Here is a 14,766-nt window from a genome sequence, read left to right as displayed (position 1 = left end):
CCTCGTTAATACGAGGGGGATAAAATATTTAAGCTCCTAAAGCTACTCGCTTAAAGGCGGTTACTGTTAAGCCTTTTTCAATAGTGCTCAGGAACTGAGCAACACTTTTTGAAGAGTCTTTTACAAACTCCTGGTTTAACAGGGTTGAGTCTTTATAGAATTTGTTCAATTTGCCGGCAGCAATTTTTTCAACCATTTCTTCTGGCTTGCCTTCTGCACGGATCACATCTTTAGCAATTTCAAGCTCACGCTCAATTACTGATGCATCTACACCGTCTTTATCAACTGCGATAGGGTTCATAGCAGCAATTTGCATCGCTACGTCTTTACCAGCCTCGTCAGCACCAGCCGGGTTAGCATTTAAAGCAACCAATACACCTAAACGGAAGTTACCGTGGATGTAAGCGATAATTTTTTCGCCGGTGATCACTTCATATTTAGATACACCAATTTTTTCACCAATTTTACCGGTTTTGTCAATAACAGCTTCACCAATAGTAGTGGTAGCCGCATCAACATCTATAGAAAGGGCATAAAGCTCTTCAATAGTTTTTGGTTGAGCTTCAACCGCTTTGTTTGCAATTTCGTTAGCAAAAGCGATAAACTCAGCATTTTTAGCCACGAAATCAGTTTCGCAGTTTAGTTCAATGATCACACCGGTTTTACCATCAGCAGAAGTGCGTGAAATAACAACACCTTCGTTTGATTCTCTGTCCTGACGGCTTGCTGCAACTTTAGCACCTTTTTTTCTTAAAAAATCGATAGCTGCTTCAAAATCACCGTTAGTTTCGGTTAATGCTTTTTTGCAATCCATCATACCGGCACCAGTTTGCTGGCGCAGTTTGTTTACGTCGGCTGCAGATATTTGTACTGTAGACATGTTTTTTGAATTTTAAGTTTTATGTTATCGGTTGTGAGTTTAGGCTCAAAATTAGTTGGCCTGTATAACCTGCAACTATTTTTAATATTAAAACTATGGACTGTAAATTGCAATTACAAGCATAAACTTATAATCCCGCAGCCCATAAAAGTTAAAAGTCGTAAGTATGAAGTCCAAAGTCTAAATACTTCAGACTCGCGACTTCGTACTTACGACTTCAATATTACTCTTCTGTTTCGGCAGCAGGAGCTTCGGTATCGGCATCAGCCACAACGTCTGCTACTTCAGCAGTTTTGCGTGCTCTTTTACCACCTTCAGCTCTGTCAGCTACTTCAGGAGCATCAGCTTTTGATTTAGCAGCTGCTGCTTCTTTTTCTGCTTCGTCTTCTTTTTCGCGTTTGCGCTCATCTAAACCTTCTTCGATAGCTTTGATGATAATGCTGGTGATCAATGAAATTGATTTGGTAGCATCATCATTCGCCGGGATCGGGAAGTCGATGTTTGAAGGATCAGAGTTGGTATCCACCATAGCAAATGTAGGGATGTTCAACTTTAATGCCTCAGAAACCGCGATGTGCTCTTTCTTAACGTCGATCAGGAATAATGCAGCAGGTAAACGGTTCAGATCAGAGATACCACCTAAAAGGGTTTCCAATTTGATACGCTCACGCTGAATCATCAGACGCTCTTTTTTAGAAAGGTTGCTGTAAGTACCGTCTTTAGTCAATTTATCGATGTTTGACATCTTTTTGATCGACTTACGTACGGTTGCAAAGTTAGTTAACATACCACCTAACCAACGCTCGGTGATGTATGGCATGTTTACGCTTTTTGCATAATCGGCAACGATATCTTTCGCTTGTTTCTTTGTAGCTACGAATAATACCTTACGGCCTGATTTTACAATTTGTTTTATAGCTGCAGCAGCTTCTTCAACCTTAGTTAAGGTTTTATTTAAATCGATAATGTGGATACCGTTGCGCTCCATGAAAATGTACTGTGACATTTTCGGATCCCATTTGCGGGTAAGGTGACCAAAGTGTACACCTGCATCCAGTAAATCCTGATATGTTGTTCTTGCCATTTTGTTGTCCTCCTTTGATTAACGTTTACTGAATTGGAATCTCTTACGTGCTTTCTTACGACCTGGTTTTTTACGCTCAACCATACGGTCGTCACGGGTCATAATACCTTTAGCGCGTAGTGAAGGTTTCTTTTCAGGATCAAGTTCAACAATGGCTTTCGCAATAGCTAAACGAACGGCTTCTGCCTGTCCTTTAATACCACCACCTGCAACATTTACTTTAACATCAAATTTTCCGGTTGAACCAGAAACCTCAGTGCTCTGAGTAACGATGTATTGTAATGGCAATGTTGGGAAGTACTCTTTGTAATCTTTACCGTTTACGATGATCGCACCATTTCCTTCTGAAAGGTAGATGCGGGCAACGGCTGTTTTTCTTCTGCCTGAAGTGTTAGTTGTTGGCATTTTTTTTCTCCTTTAAAAATAAAAAGTTAAATGGTTGTTGGGTTTTGTGCTGCATGAGGATGCTCAGAACCTGCATATACATACAGATTACCAAATAATGCTTTACCCAAACGATTTTTAGGTAACATACCACGCACCGCTTTTTCAATTACGCGTGTTGGATGTTTTGCCATTAACTCCTTAGGAGAAATGAAACGCTGACCACCTGGATAACCAGTGTAAGAAACATATTGCTTAGCGCTTAATTTGTTTCCGGTCAACTTTACCTTGTCTGCATTGATAACTATTACATTATCACCGCAGTCTACGTTCGGGGTGAAATCTGGCTTGGTTTTTCCACGAATGATCATTGCGATCTTTGTAGACAAGCGCCCCAAAATCTCGCCTTGTGCGTCAACAACAACCCATTGTTTGTTAACGGTTTTTTTGTTGGCTGAGACAGTTTTGTAACTTAACGTATTCACTTGCTTTAAATTAAATTGTTTAAACGTTTATTATACCCCGCATTTTCGGGACTGCAAAGATACAGCTATTTATGTTATTAACAAATGGTTTTGAGGAAAATATTGCAATGGAAATTAATGTATTGTCTGAACCTTGATCAACTCCGTTGAGGGCTACTCCGTTTTTAGCGGTGGGCGTATGGGGATGACTAACTTTTTCTGAAGATTGTATATTTACTATAGCATATTATTTTCAAGAGATCCTAATCTACAAAAAGAATACAAATAAATCGAAAATCCGAAATCCCAAATGAAAATATTGGCGCTGCCTGCGGCCCGGGCTATCTGCTCATACTGCACAGGCATTAGTCACCGGCCGGCATAGCAAGTTTTTGCTGAAGCGCAGGGCGATGTGCGAACGCAGTGGGGTAAAATAATTGCAGCCCTGGTTCTGCCCGATTTGCAGGGCAAAGGCCTGTAAGCGCAAGGAAGCATTTCTGCTGAAGCCTTTTTGGTTACTTTTGTGGCTACATACGGCGAAGCCTTCTTGAGTACCAAAAAAACAAACCACAACGAAAAACGTGACTGGCCCTCCCGCGGCCAAGAGCGGGTATACGCTTAGTAAAGCCGCCCTGTACAGCATAGAGATTGCTTCGTTCCTCACTTTTGGTAAGACGCTAAATATTCTTGATTACATTTATCGCTAATATTGTAATAAATGAAATGGATCACCCGTGAACGCCCGAAGATCGACCGCATCGCCTGTCCCTGGCTGATCAGGCGCTTTATTGACGCCGAAGCAGAGATCATTTTTGTGCCGTTTGACCAAGTATTGCTAAAGGCCAATGAGTTGGGCGCAACTCCTTTTGACCTCCCTCATGTGGAATACACCCATTACGAAGATCAATGTACTTTCGACTACTTTATTAAAAAGCACCAGCTTAAAGACGCGGCATTAAACAGGATAGCCGCTATTGTTAGGGGCGCGGATACTGACCGCCATGATTTTGCACCGCAATCTGCCGGGCTGGAAGCGATCTTTTCTGGTTTAGCTTACAATATTAAGAACGACCAGGAACTGCTGGAATTGGGGATGACCATTTATGATGGCTTGTACAGCTGGGCCAAACACCTGCACCAACTAAAACATACACAGGCAGGTCCGGTTGAGCAAATGCTGCTCGAAGTATTTAATAAGTATATCAAACAAAGCAAGTCTAAAAAAGCACCTGAATGGGCAAAAGAACTAAAAGAGATGATTCAGGATCAACTGGATACCAATATGACCCTGAGTCTGCAACAGCTATCTGATGAATTGGAGATCAACCCTGCCTACTTGTCCCGTGAGTTCTCCAAATATTTTAATAACCTTTCCTTTGGCGATTATATCCGTAAGCTGCGCATTGACAAAGCCAAAAGCTTAATGGATACCACTCATTATTCACTCACAGAGATTGCGTACCTCACCGGTTTTTCCGATCAGAGCCATTTTACCCGGATATTTAAAAAGCAGACCGGCGAAAACCCTTCCGTTTACAAAAGGAATAGTGGTAAAAGTAAAAAGGATACCAAATAGTCAAATCCATACAATTTAAAGATTTACCAAGTAGGTAGTATTGCATTTTAACCAATACACCTCATGGAAACAAACCAATACACCCGCAGGCAAGCTTTACAGGCCACCGCGGTTTTAGGAACAGCTTTACTATTGCCTGTTAGTTATGTTAATGCAGTTACGCCGCCACCGGGTAAAACCCCGCCTTTAACGGCCGATGAGATAGCAGCTGTTGATGCCGCTTTAGGCAAGAAAGGGAGCTATAAAGATACCGAGCAGGTTTATACCACACCATTGCCACGCAACGACCTCAAGATGAAGATCAAAGGTGAACCGATACCTATTCCCTTTGGTTTCGGCGGCTGGGTATCGTTCAAGAAAACCGCCGACGGCAAATCGGCGATGGTGATGAGCGACACGGTATTGCAAATGGAAGAAGTTAACCCGCTGATTTCTGCTGCCCATGCTAACGGTTTAGAGATAGCCGCTATCCATAACCACTTTTTTTACGAAGAACCACGCATCTTTTATATGCACATCCATGGCATCGGTACAGTAGCCGAGCTAGCGAAAAAGTACGCCGATACGATCAGGGATAGTAAATTATTCCCGGCTAACCAGCCCGCGCCAACTGCACCAGCTACCATTACCGGCAAAGAGAACTTTGACCTGCCGGCATTGGATGCCATTGTCAGGTACACGGGAACCGTAAACGGCCCCACTTACAAGTATACCATTGGCAGGGCCGACCTGAAGATTATGGCGATGGGTGTGGAAATGACCACCAACATCGGGTTGAACAGTTGGGCATCCTTTGCGGGCAGGCAGGATGATGCGCACATCGCGGGGGATATAGCCATGCTGCAAGGCGAAGTGAACAGCGTGATCAAAACACTGCGGGCGCATAACCTCGAAGTGGTAGCCGTGCATAATCACATGCTGGGCGATGATCCCCACATGATCTTCCTGCATTATTATGGCCGTGGTAATGCCACTACACTGGCACAGGGCTTTAGGGCGGCATTAGATGTGCTGGGCAAAAAAGATGGTGATATGGACAACATGAAGATGTAATGAAAGAACAGGCCATTAAACCGGGATATTCCTTATGGGATATTACTATTTATTTCCTGAAGCTGGGTACCTGGGGATTCGGCGGGCCGGTAGCTTTAGTTGGCTATATGCACCGTGATCTGGTAGAAGACAAAGGCTGGCTAACCGAAGAAGAATATAAAGAAGGATTAGCATTAGCGCAATTGGCGCCTGGCCCCTTAGCCGCGCAATTGGGCATTTATATCGGTTTTGTACATCATCGGCTGATCGGTGCCACATTAACCGGGCTGGCTTTTGTATTGCCATCCTTTATTATGGTTGTCTTATTAGGGATGGCTTACCAGTTGTATGGTGGTTTAGCCTGGATGCAGGCAGTTTTCTATGGCGTAGGGGCGGCTGTAATTGGTATTATTACCATGAGTGCCTATAAGCTAACCATTAAGTCCATCAGTAAATTTGAACCTGTGGCGATGAAATCTAAATGGCTGTTATGGTTATTTTATGTGACCGGAATAGCCGTTACGGCCATTACGGAACGCGAGGAGATCCTTTTATTCCTGGCTTGTGGTATTTTATATATGGCTATCAAAGCACCACCACAGTGGCTTAAAAAGCCCTCTGTTCTGCCGGTAGGCATATTGGTCGGTACGGGCTTCTGGAAATACGACGGCAAAAACTTGCAAGAGATCGCCTGGTTCTTCGCTAAAGCGGGGGCATTTGTTTTTGGCAGCGGCCTGGCTATTGTGCCTTTCCTGCATGGTGGCGTGGTCAAAGAGTTTGGCTGGCTGAACGAACACCAGTTTATAGACGCGGTTGCTGTGGCCATGATCACGCCGGGGCCGGTGGTAATTACTGTCGGCTTTATCGGCTATTTGGTGGCCGGGTTTCCAGGCGCCTGTGTGGCCGCTTTAGCTACATTTTTACCCTGCTATTTATTTACAGTTGCCCTTGCACCTTCATTTAAGAAGATTGCGAAGAATACCAGCATCAAAGCTTTTGTAGATGGTATCACGGCTGCCGTGATCGGCGCTTTGGTCGGCTCAGTTATTGTTATCGGCTTGCGTTCTATCATAGATATTCCAACCGCATTGATTGGCTTAGCTGCCGTTTTAGCCCTCATCTATATCAAAAAACTACAGGAACCTTATATCATCGGGCTCGCCGCGATCATCGGCATCCTGATCAAAACACTTTAATATGCCAAAACGCCTTACCACAACCTTATTATTATTGCTTTTTTTTAGAATGGGTTTCGCCCAGCAGCTCAACACTTATCCAAAAGTAACAGGTTATTTTAGTATCCTCAATCCAGTTGGCAGCTGGACAAAAAATGGGTTTTCCAGTAACTTCGGGAATGTTTATACCATAGGTTTTCCCTTTGGCGTCAATATTTTAAAGAGCGATCATTTCGGTGTCAGCTTTGAAGTTGCTCCAGCTATCCGCACGGAAAAGAATATATCAAAGGTGAACACTGTACTATTCCATCCTGGCGCCATGTTCCGTTTTAGGCATGGGTTTACCTTTATCGGACGAATGGCCTTTGAAACCAATGGGCGCTTTGGGATAACGCCCGTATTTAACCAGATTATTAAAAAGGGTAAGGTTGCCAGCTTTTTTATTTCCGTTCCGTTTCCGGTAAGGTTCGGCAATGATCAGCCAACATCAATCGGTACGGGATTACAATTGGGCGTTTCTTTTTAACTTTATTATCCAAGCTCGACACGGCGTTGGTTATTCTCCCTAAATTTTTGTATATCTATATAAATCAGCAGCCCGGTTAGCGTTGAATAAGCTATCCGGGCTGTTTTGTTATGAGTAAAGCTAATCTCAAAGTTGCTATTTCAGGAGAGATAGGTGTGGTTTAGGATGACATGTTAAAAAATTCATTCCCAGGATATTCCTTGTAATCCTACCGGCAAAAATAATCTTCACAACCGTTTTCTATAAACACGCATCGCAAAGAGATAAGCACAAAACATAATTGTAATGCACCATGCCAGGGCTACCCATATCTGGTTGCCTACCGGCTGATTATAAAGCAGTGCGCGGATGGTTTCAACTATTGGTGTCACCGGCTGGTGCTCGGCAAAGGCCTTAACACCCGCTGGCATCGATGTGGTGGGTACAAATGCAGAACTGATTAATGGCAGGAAATGGATAGGATAGGCGATTACTCCTGCACCATCCACCGATTTTGCGGATAGCCCGGCAATCGCCGCGATCCAGGTTAGCGTTAGTGTAAACAGAGCCAGTATTCCGGCTATAGCAAGCCACGATAGAAAACCTGCTGATGAACGAAACCCCATTAAAAGCGCTACGAGAATGATCACCACAAGCGAGATCGCATTGGATACAAGCGAGGTGAGCATGTGCCCCCACAGTGGAGCCGACCGTGCTATCGGCATGGAGTGAAAGCGCTCGAATATGCCCCGTTGCTTATCCAAAAACAGGCGGTAAGATACATAGCCTGCACTGTTTGCAATGGCAACCAGCAGTATGCCGGGCAACAGGTAATTCACATATTTATCCGTACCGGTTTTAATAGCACCACCTAATACGTAAACGAACAAAAGCATCATGGCGATAGGCATAATGGTAACCGTGATGATGGTGTCCAGGCTACGGAAAACATGACGCATAGAGCGGATGAGCATAACGCCCATGTCTATAAAAAAGTAGTTCTTCATCTTAATTGTTTCCATTTTATTTATCCTCCTTTTTATTACCAATGATTTTAAGAAATATGTCTTCCAGTGTCGGCTGTTTTTCAATGTATTCAACCTTTGCCGGTGGAAAAAGCTTTTTCAATTCGGCAAGGGTGCCACTTACAATAATCTCACCCTCGTGAAGAATGGCAATCCGGCTGGCAAGCTGTTCTGCCTCCTCCAAATATTGCGTAGTGAGGAATACCGTTGTACCACTGCCGGCCAGTTCCTTAATAATTTTCCAGACTTCAATACGTCCCTCGGGGTCAAGACCGGTGGTTGGCTCATCCAGGAAAATAATTTGTGGGTTCCCAATTAAACTCATGGCGATATCGAGCCTGCGGCGCATACCGCCAGAATAAGTGGAAGCCCTCCGATCAGCCGCATCACTTAAACCGAAACGTTGCAGCAGATCATCAGTTACCTCGCGCGGCTGGCTTAGATGTCGTAACCGGGCAATCATGACCAGGTTTTCCCGGCCGGTCAAAACTTCATCCACCGCGGCGAATTGCCCTGTCAGGCTGATCGATTGCCGCACGTTGGCGGGCATTGAAGCTACATCAAATCCATTTACGGTAACCTGCCCGCCATCTTTCTTCAGCAGTGTGGTTAGGATCTTAACAATGGTGGTTTTTCCTGCACCGTTGGTGCCAAGCAAGGCAAAAATATTGCCCTTTTCCACCTCAAAATCTACATTTTTCAGGACATGGAGCTGCCTATAGGACTTTTGCAGCCCTTTCACTCGAATTGCATTCTGCATATGATTCTCTTTTAAATAAATGTGACTTTTGACAGATCAGCCCCCAGCCCTTTGAGTGTGGCGTAGGTCAATTTATCCATCATTGCATCGTCGAAACGGATGGTTTTTATTGCACGGTAATATCTGTTGGTGAGTGCGTATGGCGACCGAAACGACACACAATTTAACGTCGCGCCATTAAAACTGACGTCGGTTAACGCGGAATTGTGGAATTTAACACCGGTAAAAACTTGTTTATCAAAACACAACCCGCTTAAATCGGAGTAATTAAAATCTACCCCATCAAAAACACAATTTTCGAATATTGTTTGCCTCAGGTCTGTCTTGGTTAACTTTACATCAATCAATTTAGCATTGCTAAATTTCGCACCGGTTAATGCCGATCTGCTGAATTCTGTTCGCACCAGGATAGCCTTGTTAAAGCGAGCCTCCGTAAGGTCGCTTACAGATAATGTACAAACCGTCAGATTCGCCTCTTCAAAATTGGCTGCACGTATATCGCTACCGCTAAACGAGCTGCCGGTCAAATCAGCTTTTGTAAAGTCAGAACCACGCAGCGCGCTCCCATTAAATTTGCTTTTATGCGCTTTAACACCCGCAAAGTCACTCTTTACTAAATCGCTCCCACTAAAATTTGTCAGCAATTGTAGTTCCCCAGGGTCTGATGGGTCAGCTATCTCTTGTTTTGTTTGATCTACATCACCGTTAGCGGCTACCTTATAAAGTCTTACATCTTCTGGAGGTTGCTGATTTTCTGAAAAATAGTTAAGATCAACGCCCAGGATTTTTGCCAGTTGATTTAGAGTTATAACATCTGGCAGCGACTCTCCGCGTTCCCATTTGCCAACCGCTTGCGCACTTACAAATACATGTGCGGCAAGGCCGGCTTGCGACATGTTGATTTTCTTTCGTGCCACTGCAATTTTGTTACCTATCATTTTTGTGTCCATATACTAATCTTTTGTTTTAGTCTTTCGACATAGCAAAGGTAATCAGCATCTTAGCCAGATTTTGCACAAATCCAGATCATATTAGTTGTAAACCCGCTACTTATGGTTGCTTTTCAGCAACCATAAGTAGTATATAACGCATTCAAATGTTTCGGCTTACAAATTGAACAAAATCACACCGAATACCTTACTTATTGGACATCGAAACAAGTTTGGCATAAGATTGGCCATTCTCCCAAAATTTTCGTATCTTTATATCAATACCGGCCCGGTTAGCGTTCTACAAGCTAACCGGGCTGTTTTGTTAAGATCAAAACAAGGCCCCAAATTAGCCAATGCCAACACAGCTCATTGATAATCAGAAAATTAATACTTTTTAAAGTTTCAAAAACACGCAAAAATCATGTTGGAATTTTGTTAAAAAATGTTAAAATCGATGTTTTTAAAACATTTATTGAGGCAAAACAGGCCGTTTTTGGTCAAAATTTGTTAAAATTCAAGGTTTAAAAAGTTTTAACGGCTACTGTTTCTTAAAATTTAACAATCAATTATCGGGGTAGTATTTAAATCGTAACCAGATAATTCTATATTAGCTCAACTCTAAATAATTAAACTGATTGACCCCGTCTGTTTACCGCTATGCGCTTATGTTATGCCTGCTGCTCCTGAGCGCGAACATCCTGTTGGCGCAAAAGAGTACTGTCACAGTCGATTCACTGGAAAACCAGCGGGATGCCAATGGCATTTTGAGTTCATTCTTCAGTGGTAAGCCCTCCAAAGTAGATACCGGTAAAAAAAAGAAGCCATCCACCTGGTCGGTATTACCATCAGCAGCCTATAATCCCAGCGTGGGTTTTGCTATAGGGGCTATTACATCGGGCGGCAAGTATTTTGGCAACCCCGAAAATACTACCATGTCGGTAATTAACGCGGGGGCATATATCTCTACCAATAAGCTCTCTACGTTTGAGTTCAAGCACAACGCGTTCTCGTCCGAAAACAGGTGGAACCTGCAGGGGGTGATGCAAATTGGTAAAACTATAGCAAAAGATAATGGCCTGGGTACTGGCCGCCGCAGCTTTGGCGAGGGCGATTTTCATATGGGCGGCCAGCATTACGAAAACAATCCCGATGAATACCCCGTGCGGTATACCTATATCAAGATCAATGAGCGCATATACCGCAAACTGGCCAACCATATTTATGCGGGAGCGGGGCTCAGTTTTAACTTTTACAGTCATATTGACGACGACCGAAAAAACATCCCGATAACAGCCACCCATAACTTTCGGTACAGTATTAAAAACGGCTATTCGCCGGACGCTTATGCGGCCAATGGTGTATTGGTAAACTTTCAGTTTAATAACCGCGATCAGCCCAACCGGCCATTCCGGGGTATTTATGCCGATATTATTTTAAAAGAAAATGAAACCTGGCTCGGCAGCGATCGTAAAGCCCTGCAACTTAGGGTTGAATTCAGGAAATACTGGAGCCTGTCTGACAGTAACCCCGAGAAAGTTTTGGCTTTCTGGCATTGGGCCAATTACCTGCTTAGCGGCTCCCTCCCTTACCTTGATCTGCCTGGTACGGGCAGCGATGCTTATGGCCGTATCGGAAGGGCATTTATTATTGGCCGCTTTAAAGGCATGTCTTTTGTGTATAATGAAGCCGAATACCGCTTCCCGATAACCACCAACAAACTCCTAAGCGGTGTTACTTTTGTCAATATCGAATCGGCCAATAATCAGCGTAATATTAAATTGCTCCGATACTGGGAACCAGGAGCAGGGGTAGGGCTACGTTTGCTGTTCAACAAATATACCCGCTCTAACCTCTGTATTGATTATGGCCGGGGCAGCTATGGCTCGAGCGGCTTCTTTTTGGGGCTAAATGAAGTATTTTAATATAAAGGCCCCAAACAGGGCCATCAATTTTACGATACAGATACCTGGTAAAACAAAAGAGGCGCAAAATTTGCGCCTCTTTTGGGGAATATTTTAGCTATTGCTTAGTCTTGGTAAAGTGTAGCCAAACCGCCATCATGATGATGAACCGGTGGAGTTGTAAATCTTGAGCCTTTGGTAAATGCACCAAAAATCACCAGTAAGCCACCCATAATAACCTGTGGCCAAAATGTTATGTGAGCATAATCATATATCCATGGTGAACAAAACAGGAATGAGCCACCAAATACATCCAGGAAAAAATGCATCTGTAAAGGGAATTGTTTGATAAAACCAAACTGGTGGTTGCTAAAAATAGCCATGATCAATTGGAACCATCCTAAGATCATAGGTAACAATAAAGCAGCTCCTATTTTATGACCTCCAAAACCAAATAACCATGGCGAAGTCAATAATACTATAGCGATCACGTAGTTAAAAGTCGCATAAAGTGTTGGTGAAATAAAACTTTTCATTTTAAACGAATTGTATAATTTATCTGTATAAATATATGTGTATCAAAAATCGTGTCAAAGCTAAACAATTATACAGGCATTTGGTACTAAAATGTGCATAATATAAAAAGCTATAATCAATTTAAATAAGCTACCTTTAACTGGTTGCCCTAAAAACGCTCAAAGATATACCGTTTTTAAATTAATGCAATCATTTTCTTCTCTAAACCGGACATCAACTGAATTGATCCGGAAAATACCAACGTGAACAGCACTTAATAACAGATGTAAATATCAGCATCCTGTTATAACTAAACATTAAAAAAATATAAAGCTATGAGCAAAGACAAGCAAGCCGTTAAGGAAAAAAAGAAGCCCGCAGCCGAGGGCAGCAAAAAAGCACCATCGGAATACCAATCTGGTAAAAAGGATGCTGTGAAACCAATAGTTGAGGCAGGTAAAAAGAAAAAGTAACCCACTTAAACACAAAAGCCTTTCATATTCAACTATGAAAGGCTTTTGCTTTTGGTTTAGGCTTTATCAATTATTTTTCGGCTGTTCGGATTTATCTTTCTGCTTTTTTAAAGTGACCAGGATGACTCCGTTTGCACCTCTTTTTCCATAAAGTGATGTGGCAGTTGCATCTTTTAATACAGCTACACTTTCGATGGTGCTAGGAATTATGTACTCCATATCAGATTTATCAACCACTTTGCCATCTAATACATATAAAGGATCAGCCTGCAGGACATTCTTGTCACGAAAAGTAATAACTAAAGGATTGCTAAGTGTTTTATTTGTGCTTTGAGCAATAATATTAACTTCATTTTTATTCTGAATTACTCCTGTTGCTCCCAATTTATCCGACCCCGGCTTGCCCGATTTATCATTGTCTAAGGTAAAACTGATCGGAACAGAATACTGAACCCGTACGGCCCTGCCGTTTTGTATACCCGGTTTCCATTTAGGTGATATGTCCAATACCCGTACCGCTTCTGCATCTATAGCTTCGCTAAGGCCACGGGTAACTTTGATATTTGATAGCGAACCGTCAGCCTCAACAATAAAGGTGGCAATAACCCGACCTTTGATGCCTTTTTCACGATCGGCCTTAGGATATTTGACATTATCCCCCAGGAATTTCCCAAAAGCCTCCAGGCCACCCGGAAATTCGGGTACTTGTTCAACGGAAGTAAACACCTGCCCGGTTTGGTCGCTTTTGGGCTTATCATCAGATACTAAAGCAAAACTGATAGGAACAGAATACTGAACCCTTACCTTTTTGCCTTTTTCAATACCAGGAATCCACTTAGGTGAATTTTTCAGTACCCTAAGCGCCTCGGCATCTATCGTTTTACTAACGCCTCTTGTTACTTTTAATCCGGATAGGGCGCCATCTTTTTCGACCACAAAAGTTATAATAACCCTGCCTTGTACATTGTTTTCACGATCAACTTTAGGATATTTGATGGCCTTACCTAAGTATGCACCAAATTTTTCAAGTCCTCCCGGAAACTCGGGCACTTTTTCAACCGAGGTATATACCTGGTTCTTTTTCCGGACGGTATCTATCTCAATTTCGCGAGCAACATGCGCGCTTTCCTTCTTTTCTAAGGCTTTATCTTCACGCAAAACATCCGCTAAAAGCACAGGCGCGGCCGGCGTGGTAAATAATTGGTGAGCGCTTCTATTGATAACGGAAACCGGTTTGCTATTGTTGATGGTTGCTGATGATAAAATAAGCATCAGTATAAACAAAGGAGCAGAAAGACCGTATTTAATGAGCGATATACGTTGTGATTTATTTTTTTGTAACATGATAATACGCTGTTTTAATAAACTGTGATTAAAAAATGGATTAACCAGCTGATGTGCCGGCGATTCAAATGTTTGGCTCAGCAGTAATAAGGCGTATTCGGCTTTGTTGGTGCCAGCTTGTACAGCCTGCCTGTCGGCAATGTATTCATGAATGTGTTTAATAGCAAAACGGTACATATATACTACCGGATTAAACCAGTTAACAATCATAACCAGTTCAATCAGCATTACATCGGCCGAGTGCCATTGCTGCGCATGAACCTGCTCATGAGCCTCAATGATGGTGTTATTTGAACTCGCTTCATCCAGCCGTACCATACCAAAAAAAGAGTAAGCGGCAGTTGCCTGCGGTTGGTTGATCACCCTTTTTAATTTGATAAGCTGCCAGATGAGCCTTACCGATAAAAACAAAATACCAGCGCCATATAAAACGGCCAGTATCTGACCAATACTAATATGACTGGCGGCAACAGGTTTAAAACTGTAAATGATTACCGGACTGCTGTATATCGTATATTTTACCTGTTGCGTGATGAACAGATTTTGCACCCAATCTGCCTGGATCATTGGTATAAAGAACGATAGTAACGCGGCCGTTACCAGGTAGATGCGGTTAAGCTGAAAAAAGGTCTCTTTCCGCAACAGTAAAACATAAAATACATAAAACAATACCAGGTAAATATTTACCAGTAATAAATATTGCCACCAGCTCATA

16 protein-coding genes are annotated in these 14,766 nt (G+C 42.8%); 6 read left to right on the top strand and 10 right to left on the bottom strand.

Features of this window, described 5'->3' with window-relative positions:
- Positions 1-28 precede the first annotated feature (28 nt).
- From tsf to FHW89_RS16235, 5 genes are all read right to left on the bottom strand, one after another.
- Entirely contained in the window at positions 29-880 is an 852-nt protein-coding gene (gene tsf, locus FHW89_RS16255) for a translation elongation factor Ts (protein WP_172336105.1), read from the bottom strand.
- Positions 881-1,103: 223 nt separating this feature from the next.
- On the bottom strand, positions 1,104-1,964 hold the full coding sequence (rpsB, locus tag FHW89_RS16250) for a 30S ribosomal protein S2 (protein WP_172336104.1): 861 nt from the start codon (positions 1,962-1,964) through the stop codon (positions 1,104-1,106).
- An 18-nt stretch (positions 1,965-1,982) separates the two neighbouring features.
- Positions 1,983-2,369, bottom strand: a complete 387-nt coding sequence (rpsI, locus tag FHW89_RS16245) for a 30S ribosomal protein S9 (RefSeq protein ID WP_076371737.1) — start codon at positions 2,367-2,369, stop codon at positions 1,983-1,985.
- A 26-nt stretch (positions 2,370-2,395) separates the two neighbouring features.
- Positions 2,396-2,833 (bottom strand): 50S ribosomal protein L13, encoded by a 438-nt coding sequence (gene rplM / locus FHW89_RS16240; RefSeq protein ID WP_166092725.1) that lies wholly within the window; start codon positions 2,831-2,833, stop codon positions 2,396-2,398.
- 328 nt (positions 2,834-3,161) lie between these two features.
- Positions 3,162-3,476: a hypothetical protein gene (locus FHW89_RS16235; protein WP_172336103.1), complete on the bottom strand. Its 315-nt coding sequence runs from the start codon at positions 3,474-3,476 to the stop codon at positions 3,162-3,164.
- Positions 3,477-3,530: 54 nt separating this feature from the next.
- Here FHW89_RS16235 and FHW89_RS16230 point away from each other — a divergent pair, with 54 nt between their 5' ends.
- The 4 genes from FHW89_RS16230 (at position 3,531) to FHW89_RS16215 (ending at position 7,121) form a co-directional block, all read left to right on the top strand.
- Entirely contained in the window at positions 3,531-4,388 is an 858-nt protein-coding gene (locus FHW89_RS16230) for a chromate resistance protein ChrB domain-containing protein (RefSeq protein ID WP_172336102.1), read from the top strand.
- Positions 4,389-4,451: 63 nt separating this feature from the next.
- Complete coding sequence (locus FHW89_RS16225; RefSeq protein ID WP_172336101.1) at positions 4,452-5,441, top strand: DUF1259 domain-containing protein; 990 nt, start codon at positions 4,452-4,454, stop codon at positions 5,439-5,441.
- On the top strand, positions 5,441-6,616 hold the full coding sequence (locus FHW89_RS16220; RefSeq protein WP_172336100.1) for a chromate transporter: 1,176 nt from the start codon (positions 5,441-5,443) through the stop codon (positions 6,614-6,616). Before FHW89_RS16225 ends, FHW89_RS16220 begins: the two co-directional genes overlap by 1 nt.
- Before the next feature lies 1 nt (position 6,617).
- Positions 6,618-7,121: a hypothetical protein gene (locus FHW89_RS16215; RefSeq protein ID WP_172336099.1), complete on the top strand. Its 504-nt coding sequence runs from the start codon at positions 6,618-6,620 to the stop codon at positions 7,119-7,121.
- A 227-nt stretch (positions 7,122-7,348) separates the two neighbouring features.
- Here FHW89_RS16215 and FHW89_RS16210 read toward each other — a convergent pair whose 3' ends face one another.
- From FHW89_RS16210 to FHW89_RS16200, 3 genes are read right to left on the bottom strand one after another with little or no spacing between them, the layout of a single operon-like run.
- Positions 7,349-8,122: an ABC transporter permease gene (locus tag FHW89_RS16210; protein WP_172336098.1), complete on the bottom strand. Its 774-nt coding sequence runs from the start codon at positions 8,120-8,122 to the stop codon at positions 7,349-7,351.
- A gap of 1 nt (position 8,123) precedes the next feature.
- Positions 8,124-8,885, bottom strand: coding sequence for an ABC transporter ATP-binding protein (locus FHW89_RS16205; protein ID WP_172336097.1), 762 nt, complete (start codon positions 8,883-8,885; stop codon positions 8,124-8,126).
- An 11-nt stretch (positions 8,886-8,896) separates the two neighbouring features.
- Entirely contained in the window at positions 8,897-9,835 is a 939-nt protein-coding gene (locus FHW89_RS16200; RefSeq protein ID WP_172336096.1) for a pentapeptide repeat-containing protein, read from the bottom strand.
- 617 nt (positions 9,836-10,452) lie between these two features.
- Here FHW89_RS16200 and FHW89_RS16195 point away from each other — a divergent pair.
- Positions 10,453-11,739, top strand: a complete 1,287-nt coding sequence (locus tag FHW89_RS16195) for a BamA/TamA family outer membrane protein (protein WP_172336095.1) — start codon at positions 10,453-10,455, stop codon at positions 11,737-11,739.
- Between the two features lie 104 nt (positions 11,740-11,843).
- On the opposite strand, the gene FHW89_RS16190 is transcribed toward FHW89_RS16195, so the two are convergent.
- Entirely contained in the window at positions 11,844-12,254 is a 411-nt protein-coding gene (locus FHW89_RS16190) for a hypothetical protein (RefSeq protein WP_172336094.1), read from the bottom strand.
- A 315-nt stretch (positions 12,255-12,569) separates the two neighbouring features.
- On the opposite strand from FHW89_RS16190, the gene FHW89_RS16185 reads away from it, so the two are divergent.
- The gene (locus FHW89_RS16185; RefSeq protein WP_172336093.1) at positions 12,570-12,707 is read left to right on the top strand and encodes a hypothetical protein; all 138 of its coding nucleotides are present in this window, start codon (positions 12,570-12,572) and stop codon (positions 12,705-12,707) included.
- Between the two features lie 66 nt (positions 12,708-12,773).
- Here the strand turns inward: FHW89_RS16185 and FHW89_RS16180 are convergent, their stop codons facing one another.
- Positions 12,774-14,765: a M56 family metallopeptidase gene (locus tag FHW89_RS16180; protein WP_172336092.1), complete on the bottom strand. Its 1,992-nt coding sequence runs from the start codon at positions 14,763-14,765 to the stop codon at positions 12,774-12,776.
- Position 14,766: the final 1 nt, after the last annotated feature.

The sequence above is a fragment of the Mucilaginibacter sp. SG564 genome (assembly GCF_013149275.1).
Classification (GTDB): domain Bacteria; phylum Bacteroidota; class Bacteroidia; order Sphingobacteriales; family Sphingobacteriaceae; genus Mucilaginibacter.
This window is presented reverse-complemented; position numbering and strand designations above follow the sequence as displayed.